At 64.4% G+C, this 15,176-nt stretch carries 14 protein-coding genes; 6 read left to right on the top strand and 8 right to left on the bottom strand.

What is annotated here, in order from left to right:
* On the top strand, window positions 1–235 hold a 235-nt coding region (locus IVB47_RS08475), incomplete at its 5' end, for a hypothetical protein (RefSeq protein WP_247460981.1).
* Between the two features lie 19 nt (window positions 236–254).
* On the opposite strand, the gene IVB47_RS08470 is transcribed toward IVB47_RS08475, so the two are convergent.
* A complete protein-coding gene (locus IVB47_RS08470) occupies window positions 255–473 on the bottom strand; it encodes a hypothetical protein (RefSeq protein WP_027566578.1) in 219 nt (72 codons plus the stop codon).
* Between the two features lie 228 nt (window positions 474–701).
* Here IVB47_RS08470 and IVB47_RS08465 point away from each other — a divergent pair, with 228 nt between their 5' ends.
* The 4 genes from IVB47_RS08465 (at window position 702) to uraD (ending at window position 3,322) form a co-directional block, all read left to right on the top strand.
* Window positions 702–980: a hypothetical protein gene (locus IVB47_RS08465; RefSeq protein WP_035961174.1), complete on the top strand. Its 279-nt coding sequence runs from the start codon at window positions 702–704 to the stop codon at window positions 978–980.
* A 99-nt stretch (window positions 981–1,079) separates the two neighbouring features.
* Window positions 1,080–1,493 carry a DUF3830 family protein gene (locus IVB47_RS08460; protein WP_027566580.1) on the top strand — a complete coding sequence of 138 codons (414 nt, stop codon included), beginning with the start codon at window positions 1,080–1,082 and terminating at the stop codon, window positions 1,491–1,493.
* Complete coding sequence (puuE, locus tag IVB47_RS08455) at window positions 1,494–2,429, top strand: allantoinase PuuE (RefSeq protein WP_247290552.1); 936 nt, start codon at window positions 1,494–1,496, stop codon at window positions 2,427–2,429.
* 5 nt (window positions 2,430–2,434) lie between these two features.
* Window positions 2,435–3,322, top strand: coding sequence for a 2-oxo-4-hydroxy-4-carboxy-5-ureidoimidazoline decarboxylase (gene uraD / locus IVB47_RS08450; RefSeq protein WP_247460979.1), 888 nt, complete (start codon window positions 2,435–2,437; stop codon window positions 3,320–3,322).
* Here the strand turns inward: uraD and IVB47_RS08445 are convergent.
* From IVB47_RS08445 to IVB47_RS08435, 3 genes are read right to left on the bottom strand one after another with little or no spacing between them, the layout of a single operon-like run.
* Window positions 3,319–4,716 (bottom strand): nucleobase:cation symporter-2 family protein, encoded by a 1,398-nt coding sequence (locus IVB47_RS08445; protein WP_247460977.1) that lies wholly within the window; start codon window positions 4,714–4,716, stop codon window positions 3,319–3,321. The two genes, uraD and IVB47_RS08445, sit on opposite strands and share 4 nt — an antisense overlap.
* A 22-nt stretch (window positions 4,717–4,738) precedes the next feature.
* The gene (locus IVB47_RS08440; protein WP_247436710.1) at window positions 4,739–7,462 is read right to left on the bottom strand and encodes a molybdopterin-dependent oxidoreductase; all 2,724 of its coding nucleotides are present in this window, start codon (window positions 7,460–7,462) and stop codon (window positions 4,739–4,741) included.
* The gene (locus IVB47_RS08435; RefSeq protein WP_247436731.1) at window positions 7,459–8,286 is read right to left on the bottom strand and encodes an FAD binding domain-containing protein; all 828 of its coding nucleotides are present in this window, start codon (window positions 8,284–8,286) and stop codon (window positions 7,459–7,461) included. The genes IVB47_RS08440 and IVB47_RS08435 overlap by 4 nt, the downstream gene beginning before the upstream one ends.
* A 153-nt stretch (window positions 8,287–8,439) precedes the next feature.
* Here IVB47_RS08435 and IVB47_RS08430 point away from each other — a divergent pair, with 153 nt between their 5' ends.
* On the top strand, window positions 8,440–9,789 hold the full coding sequence (locus IVB47_RS08430) for an 8-oxoguanine deaminase (protein ID WP_247460975.1): 1,350 nt from the start codon (window positions 8,440–8,442) through the stop codon (window positions 9,787–9,789).
* A gap of 112 nt (window positions 9,790–9,901) precedes the next feature.
* Here the strand turns inward: IVB47_RS08430 and IVB47_RS08425 are convergent, their stop codons facing one another.
* The 4 genes from IVB47_RS08425 to IVB47_RS08410 form a co-directional block, all read right to left on the bottom strand.
* Window positions 9,902–10,978 (bottom strand): BMP family ABC transporter substrate-binding protein, encoded by a 1,077-nt coding sequence (locus IVB47_RS08425; protein ID WP_247438164.1) that lies wholly within the window; start codon window positions 10,976–10,978, stop codon window positions 9,902–9,904.
* A 77-nt stretch (window positions 10,979–11,055) separates the two neighbouring features.
* On the bottom strand, window positions 11,056–11,973 hold the full coding sequence (locus IVB47_RS08420) for an ABC transporter permease (RefSeq protein ID WP_247402821.1): 918 nt from the start codon (window positions 11,971–11,973) through the stop codon (window positions 11,056–11,058).
* Complete coding sequence (locus IVB47_RS08415) at window positions 11,960–13,051, bottom strand: ABC transporter permease (RefSeq protein ID WP_247402824.1); 1,092 nt, start codon at window positions 13,049–13,051, stop codon at window positions 11,960–11,962. The genes IVB47_RS08420 and IVB47_RS08415 overlap by 14 nt, the downstream gene beginning before the upstream one ends.
* Complete coding sequence (locus IVB47_RS08410; RefSeq protein ID WP_247460973.1) at window positions 13,035–14,606, bottom strand: ABC transporter ATP-binding protein; 1,572 nt, start codon at window positions 14,604–14,606, stop codon at window positions 13,035–13,037. The genes IVB47_RS08415 and IVB47_RS08410 overlap by 17 nt, the downstream gene beginning before the upstream one ends.
* Between the last annotated feature and the right edge of the window lie 570 nt (window positions 14,607–15,176).

Raw genomic sequence — 15,176 nt, 5'->3', positions numbered from 1 at the left:
GACGAAGCAAAGCTCGGGCGAAATCAGCCGCGAGGCTGCGAAGCTGTGTCTGCTTCAAAAATGCGAGCTGGAAGCGTGGCGCTGCCGCCTCATAGCTCGCATTGCGAGCGAAGCGAAGCAATCCAGGCCATTGCGAGCGCAGCGAAGCAATCCAGAAATGCATCCGTGGAGAATGTCTGGGTTGCTTCGTCGCAAGAGCTCCTCGCAATGGCGACGTGGAGGCAGTTTCGCTTGATCGCGCTAGGCTTCCCGCATCACCGTCCCGCTGGTGCAGACATCGCGCCGTTGGAATAGCGCGACCAGTCGGGCTCGGTCCGTTGTGATGGCCAGAGCGCGGCGTTGGAGTCGCGCACCGACTGGGTGATGGGATGGGGCTGCGCCTTGCGGACATGACGGCGGTCGTTCGCCGCGGCGATTTGGATCGTGGCGGCGGCAATCAGCGTCGCGCCGAGAATGATGAAAGTCTTTTGCATTGTTTCTTTCTCCCGTGACGACAGCCCGGCTGTGAGATTGTGTGTTTGTGTGCTCGCCGTCGCGGCTGACATGGCGACGCGCCCAGCCGATATCAGCGCTCGCGACATCACATTGGGGCGAGCCAATTTTCTAGCCTCGGCTAAATATTCGGCAATCGCGCCCGTTGCACCGGTGGACTTGCTCCCTCCAATCCGGTTCAATGGGCCAGATCTGGTTTTCAGGCGACAATGATGTCGAAATATCTGCTGGTCCTTCTGCTGATCGCTGCGCCAGCGGTGGCGCAGGTCAAGCTGACCCCAAAAAAATCGGTGGCGCATCCGGACCCCTGCGCGCCGATCGGGCATACCGCGGACGGCAAGCTGGTCTATTCCATGAAATGCGAGAATTTGCCGGTGCCGCCTCCGCCGCCGCAGGCGGAACTGAGGGAGGCGCCGCAGCCCGCCGCCGAGCCGGAGCCCGAGACGCGGCGGAGTGGCGTTTTCGGCTGGTCCTACGACCGCAGGTAACTTGAGGTGACTTGCCGCGCCCCTTGCGCGAAGCCCGATGGAATGCTCTTTGCCTGAAAATTCCCCGTGGGGCCACCGCCCCCGATCCAGAGAGATGAGATGAGCAAACTCGTTATCCGTGCCGGCGACTTCACCTTCGATGCCCGTTTCGAGGAGCAAGCGGCGCCCAAGACTGTCGCCGCGTTCCGCAAGGCGCTGCCGTTCGAAAGCCACATCATCCACGTGCGCTGGAGCGGCGAGGGCGTGTGGATGCCGCTCGGCGACCTCGATTTCGGTGTCGGCTACGAGAACCACACCAGCTATCCCGCGCCCGGCCAGATCATCCTCTATCCCGGCGGCATCAGCGAGACCGAGATCCTGATGGCCTATGGCGGCGTGCACTTCGCGAGCAAGATGGGGCAGCTCGCCGGCAACCATTTCATCACGCTGACCTCCGGCCTGGAGAATTTGGCGACGCTCGGCAAGAGCGTGCTGTGGAAGGGCGCGCTGCCGATCCGCTTCGAGGAAGTCTGAGTGACTGGTACCCGCTACCCGCGCGATCTCCGCGGTTACGGCCGCAACCCGCCGCATCCGCAATGGCCCGGCAACGCGCGGGTCGCGGTGCAGTTCGTCGTCAATTTCGAGGAGGGCAGCGAAAACAACATCCTGCATGGTGACCCGGCCTCGGAAGCATTCCTGTCCGACGTGCTCGGCGCTCAGCCTTGGCCCGGCCAGCGCCACGCCAATATCGAATCGATGTTCGAATATGGCTCGCGCGCCGGCTTCTGGCGGCTGTGGCGGATGTTCGGCGAGCGGAAGTGGCCGACCACCGTGTTCGGTGTCGCCACGGCGCTGAAGCGCAATCCGGAAATCGTTGCTGCCATGAAGGAGGCGGGCTGGGACATCGCCAGCCACAGCCTGAAGTGGATCGAGCACAGGGACATGACCGAGGCGCAGGAGCGGGCGGAGATCGCGGAAGCGATCCGCGTCCACACCGCCGCGACAGGCTCGCGTCCGCTCGGCTGGTATACCGGACGCTCCTCGATCAACACCAACCGTCTGTTGATGGAGGAGGGCGGCTTCCTCTATCTCAGCGATTCCTATGCCGATGATCTGCCCTATTGGATCAAGGGCGCGAGCGGCAAGCAGCTCGTCATTCCCTATACGCTCGACGCCAACGACATGCGCTTCATCAACCCGCAAGGATTTGCCGAAGGCGAGCAGTTCTTCACCTATTTGAAGGATGCCTTCGACGTGCTCTATGCCGAAGGCGAGAGCGCGCCGAAGATGATGTCGGTCGGCCTGCACTGTCGTCTCGCCGGTCGCCCCGGCCGTGCGGCGGGGCTGATCCGCTTCCTCGACTACATCGGCAAGCACGACCGCGTCTGGGTGCCGACACGGTTGCAGATCGCCCAGCATTGGCACGACAAGCTCGCGCACCTTGCGGCCGATGCATTCGAGATCGGGTGAGGACGATGTCGCAGATATCGCTGTCCGATCTCAATGCCGCCGATGAAGCCGATTTCGTTGCCGCGCTCGCCAACGTCGTTGAATACTCGCCGTGGATCGCCGGGCAACTGGCCGCGAAGCGACGGTTCGCCGGCATCAACCAGTTGCACGCCGCGCTGATGGCGGCGATCCAGAGTGCCGAACCCGACGTGCAATTGGCGCTGATCCGGGCGCATCCGGACCTCGCCAACAAGACCCAGCGCGCGGCGGGGCTCACCGCGGAATCGACCGAGGAGCAGAACAGCGCCGGCCTCGACCGGCTGTCGGATGCCGAATACGCGGCGTTCGAGCGCGTCAACAATGCCTATCGCGAGAAGTTCGACATCCCCTATATCGTCTGCGTGCGCCGTCACACCAAAGATTCCGTGCTGCGCGATTTCGAGACGCGGTTGCGCAATATCCCCAAGACCGAGACGAGGCGTGCGATCGAGGAGATTGGCCGCATCTCGGCTTTGCGGCTCGATCAACTCGTCGCAGCCGATGACAAGCTCAAGGTCCACGGCCGGCTCTCGACCCATGTGCTGGACAACCACGTCGGCAAACCTGCGCCAGGCATTCCGGTCGAACTGATCGAGCTCGCGAACCTCGGCGAGAGCCGCGTGATAGCGCGCGCGGTGACCAATGCGGACGGCCGCACCGACCAGCCGTTGATCGGCGGCCGTCCGCTTCCGATCGGCCGCTACGAGCTTCGCTTCAGCGTGGCCAAATATTACGCCGAGCGCAACGTGCAGCTCTCTGACCCGCCGTTTCTCGACGAAATCCCGCTTCGTTTCGCGATCAGCGAGCCGGAGAGCCACTACCACGTGCCGTTGCTCGTCACGCCGTGGAGCTATTCGACCTATCGCGGTAGTTAAATATGTTGCGCGGATGAGGCGACCGCTGCTGCATCCGCTTCCGCGGCTGCGCCGCCGCTCAATCCGTTGAAGAAGGCGTTGAGCAGCACGGAGACGATCGCACAGAGCAGAATGCCTGACTCCAGCAGCGGCTGGAGATCGTGCGGTAAATTCCTGAAGAAGCCGGGTGCGGCGAGCGGGATCAGGCCGAAGCCGATCGAGATCGCGACGATGAAGAGATTGTAGCGATTGTTGCGGAAGTCGACCGAGGTGAGGATGCGTGCGCCTGTCGCGGCGACCATGCCGAACATCACGAGGCCGGCGCCGCCGAGCACGACCAGCGGCACGGCCTCGACCAGCGCGGCGAGCTTCGGCAACAGGCCGAGCACGAGCATGATGAAGCCGCCCGTGACCGTCACCCAGCGCGAGCGCACGCCGGTGACCGAGACGAGGCCGACATTCTGCGAGAACGACGTGTACGGGAAGGTGTTGAAGATGCCGCCGAGCAGCGTGCCGACGCCGTCGGCGCGCAGGCCTCGGCTCAGGGCATCGCGATCGACCGTCTTGCCGGTGATGTCGCCGAGCGCGAGGAACATGCCGAGCGATTCGATCATCACGACGACCATGACGACGCACATGGTGATAACAGGTACCAGATGGAATTGCGGCATGCCGAAGCGGAACGGGATCACGATGGCGCCCCAGGAGGCCGCAGCGACCTTGTCAAAATGCATCACGCCCAGAATGCTCGCGAGCACGGCGCCGGCGATGATGCCAAGCAGCACGGAGACGTTGGCGAGAAAGCCGGTGCCCCATTTGATCAGGCCGAGAATGAAGAGCAGCACGAACAGCGAGATGCCGAGTCCCTGCAACTGTCCGTAAGCCGGATTGGGAAAGCTGCCGGCGACGCCGTCCACCATCCTGGTCAGCGTCGGCAGGCCGCCGCCGGCCCAGTTGATGCCGACCCGCATCAGGGAGATTCCAATGACGAGAATGATGCTGCCGGTGACGACGGGCGGAAATAGCGGCAACAGCCGGCTGACGAACGGCGCTGCGACAACGCCAAACAGGCCGGCGGCGATCACCGAACCGTAGATGCCGAGCAGGCCGATGTCAGGTGAAGCCGCCATCGACAGCATCGGACCGACGGATGCGAAGGTCACGCCCATCATCACGGGCAGTCGGATGCCGACGCCGGGAAAACCGAGGCATTGCACCAGCGTCGCAAGCCCGCAGGCGAACAGGTCGGCGCTGATCAGGAAGGCGACATCCTCCGGCGGCAATTTGAGTGCGCGCCCGATGATCAGGGGCACCGCGACCGCGCCGGCATACATCACCAGCACATGCTGAAGCCCGAGCGCGAGCAGGCGCGGGACCGGCAAGACCTCGTCGACGGGATGCACTTCGCTGCTCATGGATCAATCCCCCGAAATATGCCTACCCAAACTTATCGTGCAGCGCCGGAAACAGCCTGTCCGGCTTGAAGGGCGGCGCCGTGAAGCGGATGCCGGTGGCATCGGCAATCGCGTTGCCGAGGGCGGCGGCGACCGGATTGTACGGACTCTCGCTCATCGACTTAGCCCCCAGCGGGCCGATCGTGTCGGAGGTCTCGGCGAAGAAGACTTCGGTGCGGGGCACATCCGCGAAGGAGGGAAGATGGTAGTCGCGGAATTTGGGGTTGACGACGCGGCCGTCCGCATCGATCACCATCTCCTCGTAGAGCGCGGCACCGAGTGCCTGCGCGACACCGCCTTCGACCTGACCGCGGCACTGCATGGGATTGGCGACGACGCCGGCGTCCGCCGCATGCACGCTCCTGAGAATCCGGAGCTCGCCGGTGCCCTTGCTCACGGCAACGCGAAAGCCTTGCACGTTAAAGCCGACCGAACGCGGCGTGCCACCGGAATTGCCGGCGCCTGCGAACGGCTGTCCGCGTTCGCGCGCGAGCTTGGCCAGCTCCACAAAGGACATCCGCCGCACGCCACTGACGACGGCCTCGTTCTCGAGCGCGCAGCTCCCGACGTCGCAGAGCCATGCGCCGGCGGCGGCCGCCTTCAGCTCAGTCGCGAGCTGCATGGCTGCCGCATGCGTCGCCTTGCCGGCAACGAACATGCCGGCGCTGCCATAGGCGCCGGTGTCGTGGCCGCCATGGGCGGTGTCGGACTGGCGCAGGCGGATGCGGTCGACGGTGGTCGCAAGCGTCGTGGCCGCGATCTGCCGGTGCACGGTGCTGGTGCCGTTGCCGAATTCGGCGGTACCGACGATGAGGTCGAAGCTGGCGTCGTCGTTGAGCGTGACCATCGCATCCGCGAGATGGCCCGCCGGGGGCACCGTATCGATCATCGTCAGCGCGATGCCGTCGCCGATCAGCCACTCCGGCGACAGGTCCGGCTGCGGGCCATCAGCCTGCATCGCGCGCTCGACGAGGTCGAGGCACTGGTCGAGCCCGTAGGAGCCGTAGAGCACGTCGTGGAATTCCGATGACGGTGGCGACACCATGGGATCGCCGGGCTTAACGACGTTGCGCCGGCGCATCTCGTAAGGGCTGATGCCGAGCTGCTTGGCCAGTTCGTCGATCGCGGCTTCGACCGCGATCAGCGTTTGCGGCAAGCCATATCCGCGAAACGCGCCTGCCGGCACCGTATTGGTGTAGACGGCGCAGCCGTCGACCCGCTTGTTCGGGCAATTGTAGACGCTGATGGATTCGGCCAGCGAGTGGAACATCACGGGGCCGGCGTGATTGCCGTAGGCGCCGGTATTGGAGAGCACGTCGAGCTGGAGCGCGGTGAGCTTGCCGTCCGCGTCTGCACCGGCCTTGACGTGGACCCGCATCGGATGCCGCGTCGACGTCGCGACGAACTGCTCCTCGCGGGTGAGCTCCAGCTTCACCGGCCGGCCGGTCTTGAGCGAGGCGAGCGCCAGAATGTCCTCGACGAACATCTCCTGCTTGCCGCCAAAGCCGCCGCCGACGCGCTCGCAGAAGACGCGGACCTTGTCCATGGGAAGCTCGAAGATATCAGACAGCGCGCGCCTGGTCAGGAACGGCACCTGCGTCGAGGTGCGGACATTGAGCACGCCGGAAGCGTCGAGCCAGGCGAGGCCGCCGTGGGTTTCCAAAGCGGCATGCTGCACACGGTGACTATGGAAGGTGCCCTCGAAGGTGACGGCGGATGTCGCGAGCGCAGCCGCGACGTCGCCGAACTCGCCATGCGTCTCCGCGGCGAGGTTGCGCTGGGCTTCGGCAACGCGGTTCGCGGTGGTGCGATCGGGATGAACGATGGGCGCACCCGGCGCCATCGCCTGCTCCGGATCGACCAGCGCGGGCAAAATCTCGTAACTGACCTTCAGCCGGCGGCATGCGTCCTCGGCGGCGGCTTCGCTGTCTGCGACGACGGCTGCGACCTTCTGGCCGATGAAGCGGACGATGTCGTCGAGAACACGAGTGTCCTCGGGATCCATCCAGTCCTTCTCATGCCGCGCGGTCGACATCAGAGTGGTTGGCGCATCCTCATGCGTCAGCACCGCGTGCACGCCGGGAACGCTCAGGGCCTCCGACTTGTCGATCACGACGATTCTCGCGTGGGCGTGCGGTGACCGGAGCAGCTTGATATGCAGCAGGCCGTCAATCTGCGTGTCGAACGTGTAGCGCGCCTTGCCGCGCACGACATCGGGGCCAGCTGGCGCCGGCAGGCTGCGGCCGAATGCGGCGCCGGCCTCGACGTTCTCCTCGATATTGGTCTTGCCGATCAACGCATCCTCGATCGAACGATACCCGGTGCAGCGGCAGATATTGCCCTTCAGCGCGACGCCGAGATCGGTGCGCTGCGCCTGGTTCAGCGAGGCGCAGGTCAGGATCATGCCGGCGGTGCAGAAGCCGCATTGAAAGCCCTGCGCATCGAGGAAAGCCTGCTGCATCGGGTGCGCGCCGCTGTCTCCGCCGAGACCTTCGATCGTGGTGACGGCGCGCCCCTCGGCACGGAAGGCCGGGATCAGGCAGCTATGCACCGGCTCGCCGTCCAGCAGCACGGTGCAGGCGCCGCAATCGCCGGCGTCGCAGCCCTTCTTCACGCCGAAATGGCCGAGCTCGCGCAGGAACGTGCGCAGGCACTGGCCGGCGCGTGGCTCCTGCGCAAACGTCGTGCCGTTGACCTCGAAGCTCATGACGACGGTGCTCCGAGGAGTTCGTCGCGGATCTCTTCGGCAAGCCGCAGTGTCATGTGCTTGCGCCACAGCGGCTTGCCGTGGATGTCGGTGTGGTAGAGATCGTCGGTGATCTGCTGCGCGATGGCTTCACGGAGCGCTTTCGCGTCGGGGGCCTCGCGAAAGGACAGCCGAATCGGCCGCACGGTCGAGGCGGTGACCGTGAGCGTCAACGTGCCATCGGCATCCAGACTGCCGATCACCAGCGCCGCCGAGCGGCCGACCGGCGCCAGCGAGATCTGGCGAAAGACCGTACGACGCTTCAAGGCGGCAATCGGGATATCGATCTGCCGGAGCAGGTCCCCCGGCGCCAGAAGGTTGAGCTGGTTGCCGGTGACGAAGTCGACGACGGGCATCATCTGTTCGCCGCCGCCGGCCTTCCAGATGGTGCAGACGCCCTCCAGCGCCGCGGTGAGCGAGATCATCGGTCCCGCCGGAAGCGACATGCAGAGATTACCGCCGACGGTCGCCGTCTTCCAGATCTTGAACGAAGCAAGGAAGGCGCGGCAGCACTGGTTGATCAGCGGCGCCGCGAACCAGTCGGGTGGGCAGACGAATCCATCGAGCTGTGCAAGGGTGCAGGTGGCCGCGATGCTGAAATGGCTCTCGGTGACCGTCAGCGCCGGCCATTTCAGATCGATGAGATCGATGAGCCGAGTGAGGTGAACTTGCGGCTCCGAGAACAGCCAGGTGCCGCCCGCGAGCCAAGCATCACCTGGCGTCCAAACGGGCAGCTGCGCGCGCGTTTGCGGATGGGCGACCGCTGTGATGGTATTCAAGTCCATGGCGACGTCAACGCTTCCAACGAGTGAATCGAGCCAGGAGAAAGTCTTGCAAGACGAGCGCCAAGTCGCAACAACAAGTCGCAGCAAAAGTGCAATCGGGCCGGCCCCTGCCGTGCAGGCCTGTCGTCAGCGGATGTGAGGAGAAGCGGGATCATGAGCGACGCAAAGCCGATCTGGATCAGGGATCCTCTGGCTATCCTCGCCGATGGCGCCGAGCGCGGGATCGTGGTGAAAGGCGGCCGGATCGTCGAGCTGGTGCCGGCCGGCGCTGCGCCCGCAACCGCTGACGTCGCGGTGTTCGACGCTGGCGACCACGTCGTGCTGCCGGGCCTCATCAACACCCATCACCATTTCTACCAGACGCTGACACGGGCGCTACCCGCGGCGATGGACCGCGAGCTGTTCCCCTGGCTCCAGGCGCTCTATCCGGTGTGGGCGAAGCTGACGCCGGATGCGCTCGAGCTCGCTGTCACCGTGGCGATGTCCGAACTGCTGCTCTCGGGCTGCACCACCACGACGGATCATCACTATGTATTTCCGGCAGGGCTCGAAGACGCCGTCGATATCGAGGTGGGGGTGGCCAGGCGGCTCGGCGTGCGCGTGCTGCTCACGCGCGGCTCGATGAACCTGTCACAGCGCGATGGCGGCCTGCCCCCTGACAGCGTCGTGCAGGACGAGGACACGATCCTCGCGGACAGCGCGCGCGTGGTCGCCAAGTACCACCAGCGCGGCGCGGATGCGATGGTGCAGATCGCGCTGGCGCCATGCTCGCCCTTCTCGGTGACGACGTCCCTGATGCGCGCCACCGCCGATCTGGCCGACAAGCTTGACGTACGCCTGCATACCCATCTCGCCGAGACCGAGGACGAGAACAAATTCTGCCTGCAGATGTATGGCTGCCGTCCGCTCGACTATCTCGAACAATGCGGCTGGCTCAATGCGCGGACGTGGCTCGCCCATGGCATCTTCTTCAACGCAGACGAGATGAAGCGGCTCGGCAAGGCGAAGACGACCATCAGTCATTGCGCATGCAGCAATCAGCTTCTGGCGTCGGGCTGCTGTCCGGTGTGCGAAATGGAGGAGGCCGGCGTCGGCATCGGCATCGGCGTCGATGGCTCGGCCTCGAACGACGGATCGAACCTGATGCAGGAGGTGCGGGCCGCGTTCCTGCTGCAACGGGCGCGCTACGGGGTGACGAAGGTCAGTCACAAGGATGCGCTGCGCTGGGCCACCAAGGGCTCGGCAGCCTGCGTCGGCCGGCCGGAACTCGGCGAGATCGCGCTCGGCAAGGCGGCCGATCTCGCGCTGTTCAGGCTCGACGAGCTACGCTTCTCCGGCCATGGCGATCCCCTGGCCGCACTGGTGCTGTGCGGGGCGCATCGGGCCGATAGGGTGATGGTGGCAGGAAAATGGGTCGTGATCGACGGCGCGGTCCCCGGCCTAGATGTGGCAGACCTCATCCACCGCCACAGTTCGGCGGCGCGGGCCATGCAGGCGGGATAGTATCCAGGCGAAAATAGAAAGAGGGGGCGACCACAAGTGCCGGGTGCTTCTGGCCACCCCCTCCGAACCTCCTCCGGGAGGAGCAGGTGATTTAGGCGATGCAAGAAGCGTGCTACTTGCCCGGCAGCTTGTCGTCGATGCCCTTCACGTAGAAATTCATGCCGAGGATCTGGCCGTCGTCGAGATTGGCGCCGCCCTTGCACTCGACCGGCTTGCCATCCTGCCCAACGACCGGGCACTTGAACGGATGCAGCTTGCCCGCGGTGATTGCGGCCTGGGCATCCTCGGCGATCTTCTTCACGTCGTCGGGCATGTTGGTGTAGGGCGCCATCGCGAACATGTGGCTGTCGAGGCCGCCCCAGCTGTCCTCGGATTTCCAGGTGCCGTCGAGTTCCGCTTTGACCCGGGCGATGTAGTACGGACCCCAGGTATCGAGGATCGAGGTCAGCTGGGTCTTCGGCCCGAACTTGATCATCTCGGAATCCTGGCCGAAGGCGAGCTTGCCGCGTTCGCTGGCAATCTGCATCGCAGCGGGCGAATCCGTGTGCTGCATGATGATGTCGGCGCCCTGGTCGATTAGCGCCTTGGCGGCGTCGGCTTCCTTGCCCGGGTCGAACCAGGTGTTGGCCCAGATGATCTTGACCTTGATGTTCGGGTTGATGGTCTGCGCGGCGAGGATCGTCGCGTTGATGCCGGAGACGACCTCGGGAATCGGGAACGAGCCGATATAGCCGAGCACGCCGGACTTCGACATCTTGGCCGCGATCAGGCCCTGGATGTAGCGGCCCTGATACCATTTAGCCGAATAGGTCGACATGTTGGGGTTGCGCTTGTAGCCGGTCGCGTGCTCGAAATGCACGTTCGGATATTTCTTCGCGACCTTCAGCGTCGGATCCATGTAGCCGAACGAGGTGGTGAAGATCAGCTTGTTGCCGGCGCGGACGAGCTGTTCGATGGAGCGCTCGGCGTCGGGGCCTTCAGGCACGTTTTCGAGAAAGGTGGTCTCGATCTTGTCGCCGAGATCCTTCACTAGCGCCTGGCGTGCCAGCTCATGCTGATAGGTCCAGCCGAGGTCACCGACCGGGCCGAGGTAGATAAATCCGACTTTCAGCTTGTCGGCTGCGGAGGCTGCACTGACGCTCCCGGCAAGCAAGAGCCCGGCAGCCAGCGCAAGAAGTGATTTCCTCATCATCAATCTCCAAATGTCAGGGGAAAGCCACGATCCGCAACGTGCGCGCCCCATCGCGCACGGTGTGGAAATGAAACTCAGCGGTCAGGCACGAACACGGTGCCAAGCGCAGCCGGTGCGGTCGATCCACCCGTGCGCGCGCGGGAGAGCAGGACCAGGACGACGACAGTCGCAAGGTAAGGCAGCGCCGACATCAACTGCGAGGGAATGCCGACGCCCCAGCCCTGCGCGTGCAGCTGCAGGATCGTCACCGCGCCGAACAGATAGGCGCCCACCACGAGGCGGCCCGGCCGCCAGGACGAGAACACCACCAGCGCCAGCGCGATCCAGCCGCGTCCCGCGGTCATGCCCGGAATGAAGAACGGCGTATAGGCGAGCGGCAGATAGGCACCGGCAAGTCCGGCGCAGGCGCCGCCGAACATCACCGCTAAGGTGCGGATGCGCAGCACGGGATAGCCGAGCGCATGCGCGGAGACATGGTTGTCGCCGCAGGCGCGCAGGATCAATCCTGGCCGCGTGCGGTACAGGAACCACCAGACGCCGACGACCAGCGCCAGCGAGAAATAGACAAAGGCGTCCTCGCCGAACAACACGCGGCCGACCAGCGGAATATCGGTGAGACCGGGAATATTGAGATGTCGCGCCGGGGTGATGCGCTCGCCGACGAAACCGGCGCCGATCAGGCCGGAGAGTCCGACGCCCAGGATGGTCAGCGCAAGACCCGTTGCAACCTGGTTGACCGCAAGTCCGAGCGCCATCAGTGCGAAGACCAGTGACATCAGCGTGCCGGCGACGATGCCAAACAGTGCGCCAATGAAGATCGAGCCGGTCAGCCACGCACCTGCAAAGCCACACGCGGCACCGACGATCATCATGCCCTCGACGCCGAGATTGAGTACGCCGGAGCGCTCGGTCACGAGCTCGCCGGTCGCCGCGATCAGGAGCGGCGTCGAAGCGGCGAGCACTGCGAGAATGATGGCTTCAATGAGTTCCACGAGCCACCTGTCGGTTCGGGAAGACCAGCTTGAAGCGGTAGAGAATGAGGGAATCGCAGGCGAGCACGTAGAACAGCAGGATGCCTTGAAAAACCTTGGTGACGTCCAACGGGATCTTCATCGCGATCTGCGCCTGCTCGCCGCCGATAAAGGTCAACGCGAGAAAAAGGCCTGCAATTAATATTCCAAGGGGGTTCAACCGGCCGAGAAAGGCCACGATGATCGCCGTAAAACCGTAACCCGGCGAGATGCCGGGCTGGAGATGTCCGACCGGACCCGCGACCTCGATGATGCCGGCGAGGCCGGCCAGCGCGCCCGAGACGGCGAAGGTCAGGATGATCAACTGGTTGGAATTGAAGCCGCCGAACCGCGCGGCGCGAGGCGCCGCACCGACCACGCGAATCTCGAATCCCTTGATGGTGCGCCCGAGCAGGATCGCCACCGCCGCGACGACGAGAAGGGCGATGATGGAGCCGAGATGCAGCCGGCCGCCTTCGATCAGCAGCGGCACCGTTGCGACCGGATCGAACTCGGCGGTGGTCGGGAAGTTGAAACCGTGTGGATCGCGCCAGGGGCCGCGCACGAGATAGTCGAGAAAGAGATCGGCGACATAGACCAGCATCAGGCTGGTCAGGATTTCGCTGGCGCCGAACTTCACCTTGCAGATTGCCGGGATCAGTGCGTAGAGCGCGCCCGCCGCGGCGGCGAGCACGAGCATGACCGGCAGCACCCAGACGCCGGCGTCGGTGCCCTGCGTCTTCACCGCAATCCAGCTTCCGGCGACTGCACCAATCAGGAACTGCCCTTCGGCGCCGATGTTCCAGGCATTGGCGAGATAGCAGAGCGATAGTCCGATCGCGATCATCACCAGCGGAGTTGCCTTCACCGCGATTTCCTGGAGCGAATAGCTGTCGGTCAAAGGCGCGATGAAATAGGCGTGCAGGGCGAGCAGCGGATTCTTGCCGAGGATCGCGAACAGGATGACCATGGTCACGATCGTGAGGCCGATCGCGATCAGCGGAGAGATCAGCGCGATCGTGTTGGAGCGCTCGGCGCGCTTCTCAAGCACCAACTGCATGCGCGGCCTCCTTCGGCTCCAGCGTGCTGCCGCCCATCAACAGGCCGAGTTTTTCGCGCGTCGCCTCGCTGGTGGCGAGCGGTGCAGACAGATGGCCATGGAACATCACGGCGATGCGGTCGGCGATTTCCGCGAGCTCGTCGAGGTCCTGGCTGGTGACGAGCACGGCGGCGCCTGCGGTTGCGAGATCAAGCAGCGCCTGGCGGATGACGGCGGCAGCGCCGGCGTCGACGCCCCAGGTCGGCTGGCTCACCACCAGCACCGCGGGATTGCGCAGGATCTCGCGTCCCACAATGAACTTCTGCAAATTGCCGCCGGAGAGGGATGCTGCTTCCGGATCGCGCTTGGCCTTGCGGACATCGAACGTCTCGGTTGCGCGGTCGACCGTCTTCAGAGTGGCCGCAGTATCGATGAAGCCGTGATGGACCATGCCGCTGGCGGCATGCCCGGTGAGCAGCGCATTCTCCGAAAGTTTCATGCGCGGCGCGGTGCCATGGCCGAGGCGCTCCTCGGGAACGAAGGCCGCGCCGAGCTTGCGGCGCTGCGTGATCGAGAGATGGCCGGCAGCAAGGCCTTCGATCACGATCGTGCCGGGATCCTTCGACAGGCGTTCGCCGGACAGCGCGGCGAACAGCTCGTCCTGGCCGTTGCCGGCGACCCCGGCGATGCCGAGGATCTCGCCGCCTTTCAGCTCGAACGAGATGTGCTCGAGCCGCACGCCATGCGCCTCGCCGGGCGCGAGCGAGAGATCGTTGACGACGAGGCGCGGCACCGTGGTCTGCCGGCCGGCGGCCGCCTTCACTTCCTTGATCTCGCCGCCGACCATCATGCGCGCGAGCGAAGCGGCGGTCTCAAGCCTGGGATTGCAGGTCTCCACCTTCTTGCCGCCGCGCAGGATCGTTGCCGTGTCGCACAGGCGCTTCACCTCTTCGAGCTTGTGGCTGATATAGAGGATCGCGCGGCCTTCGGCCTTGAGCCGCTCCAGCACGATGAAGAGCTGGTCGGCTTCCTGTGGCGTCAGCACCGCGGTGGGCTCGTCAAGGATCAGGAATTGTGGATCCTGCATGAGCGCGCGAACGATCTCGATGCGCTGGCGTTCGCCGACCGACAATTGCCAGACCTCGCGTTTGGGATCGAGCGGCAATCCATAAGTCTTCGACACCTGCTCAAGCCGCGCCGACATGTCCTTGAAGGATTCTTTCCCGTCGAGGCCGAGCGCGACGTTCTCGGCGACGGTGAGATTGTCAAACAACGAGAAGTGCTGGAACACCATGCCGTTGCCGCGGCTGCGCGCTTCCGAGGGGCCGGACAGCACGATCGGCTGGCCCTGCCAGAAAATCTGGCCAGCGCTGGGCTGGATCAGCCCGTAGATCGCCTTGACCAGCGTCGACTTGCCGGCGCCGTTCTCGCCCAGCAGCGCGTGGATTTCCGTTGGCCAGATATCGATGTCGATGGCATCGTTGGCGAGGAAATCGCCATAGCGCTTGGTGAGCCCGACCGTCCTGAGGAGCGGGGACTCGCCGGAATGCAAGCTCTTAGCCGTGGGATCCAACATTCGCTGATGCGCTTGCATGGGGTGAAGTGCCTCAATACTGGGCTAGTTTGAACCGCCGCGTAAGGTGTGAAAAAGCGTCATCCCTTGCTCAACGCTTCGGCAGGCAAGTGGTGTCGGCGAGTCGCGGCTGTCGCCGGGAGGCGATCGTCCTCAAATGCCTGCCGAGCAGCCTTTGCAGTCCCGACTTGCGTGCGACGCGTGTTGCAAATTTGTGACGGCTCAAGCCAAATCGGAACCCGCTATGCAGGCTTGGCGTGAAGTTAAGCAGAGACGCGCCATCACGCGTATGCATTTGCGAACACCGCAACAGTAACTCCCGCCCATCTTGTCTGCCTCGTCCGCTCGACATGAAAAGGCGAGCGAAATCAAACGGGAATATCCGGCAATGGCCGCTCTCGCCTGACGTGTGGCGGTGAGGCTTGGCCTTCCAAATCCGCCAGTGAAACGCAGCACCCTGTGCAAACAAGCGGCATGCCTTGAAACAAGTTGAGGCTTCTCACTCCGGGAGATCGGCGCAAGTGTCGCACCCAAGGGACGTTCATTTTTACGTGTCCAAACTTGGGGGTATTC

This window comes from Bradyrhizobium sp. 62, from assembly GCF_023073035.1.
Lineage (GTDB): Bacteria > Pseudomonadota > Alphaproteobacteria > Rhizobiales > Xanthobacteraceae > Bradyrhizobium.
Note: the sequence above shows the minus strand (reverse complement) of the source record. Positions and strands in the feature narration are given on the sequence as shown.

Excerpts from the sequence above, each read along its gene's own strand:
- IVB47_RS08435 (WP_247436731.1), bottom strand. The coding sequence starts at position 8,286 with ATGGACTTGAATACCATCACAGCGGTCGCCCATCCGCAAACGCGCGCG.
- IVB47_RS08445 (WP_247460977.1), bottom strand. The coding sequence starts at position 4,716 with ATGAGCAGCGAAGTGCATCCCGTCGACGAGGTCTTGCCGGTCCCGCGC.
- IVB47_RS08430 (WP_247460975.1), top strand. The coding sequence starts at position 8,440 with ATGAGCGACGCAAAGCCGATCTGGATCAGGGATCCTCTGGCTATCCTC.
- IVB47_RS08440 (WP_247436710.1), bottom strand. The coding sequence starts at position 7,462 with ATGAGCTTCGAGGTCAACGGCACGACGTTTGCGCAGGAGCCACGCGCC.
- IVB47_RS08415 (WP_247402824.1), bottom strand. The coding sequence starts at position 13,051 with ATGCAGTTGGTGCTTGAGAAGCGCGCCGAGCGCTCCAACACGATCGCG.
- IVB47_RS08410 (WP_247460973.1), bottom strand. The coding sequence starts at position 14,606 with ATGTTGGATCCCACGGCTAAGAGCTTGCATTCCGGCGAGTCCCCGCTC.
- IVB47_RS08425 (WP_247438164.1), bottom strand. The coding sequence starts at position 10,978 with ATGAGGAAATCACTTCTTGCGCTGGCTGCCGGGCTCTTGCTTGCCGGG.
- uraD (WP_247460979.1), top strand. The coding sequence starts at position 2,435 with ATGTCGCAGATATCGCTGTCCGATCTCAATGCCGCCGATGAAGCCGAT.
- IVB47_RS08470 (WP_027566578.1), bottom strand. The coding sequence starts at position 473 with ATGCAAAAGACTTTCATCATTCTCGGCGCGACGCTGATTGCCGCCGCC.
- IVB47_RS08460 (WP_027566580.1), top strand. The coding sequence starts at position 1,080 with ATGAGCAAACTCGTTATCCGTGCCGGCGACTTCACCTTCGATGCCCGT.
- IVB47_RS08465 (WP_035961174.1), top strand. The coding sequence starts at position 702 with ATGATGTCGAAATATCTGCTGGTCCTTCTGCTGATCGCTGCGCCAGCG.